Below are 390 nucleotides of genomic sequence, written 5' to 3'. Positions count from 1 at the left end.
GATACTCTGGCAGAGCGTCTGCTTTCGGTGCATCGTTCGGTACCATAGTTGGCTTAGCTATGCCGACCTTGACAATTTGCGTTACAGGAGCCAAGGTTTCCTCATTAAACAATTCTTGGCGGTCGACAACTTGACCGTTGGAACTGTAAACACGAGTCTTGATAGTACGTTCGCCTTGGACTCCCGGAGTCGCGATTTGGCGGGCATCTTGGACCAATTCATCCGTTTCTTCTTCACGAATGCTAAAGTTAATTTTCTCAACCCGAGTTTCATCGGTATAAGTCAACGGATATTCTGGCAGAGCGTCTGCTTTCGGTGCTTCGCTCGGTACCATATTTGGTTTAGCAGTTCCTACTTTGACAATTTGCGTTACAGGAGCCAAGGTTTCCT

General features: G+C 47.4%; 1 protein-coding gene. It reads right to left on the bottom strand.

The window, feature by feature from the left end:
* On the bottom strand, positions 1-390 hold a 390-nt coding region (locus HMPREF2885_RS05490), incomplete at both ends, for a G5 domain-containing protein (RefSeq protein ID WP_186822456.1).

Origin of the sequence: Streptococcus sp. HMSC062H02, from assembly GCF_001813005.1 — a bacterium.
Classification (GTDB): Bacteria; Bacillota; Bacilli; order Lactobacillales; family Streptococcaceae; genus Streptococcus; species Streptococcus oralis_S.
This window is presented reverse-complemented; position numbering and strand designations above follow the sequence as displayed.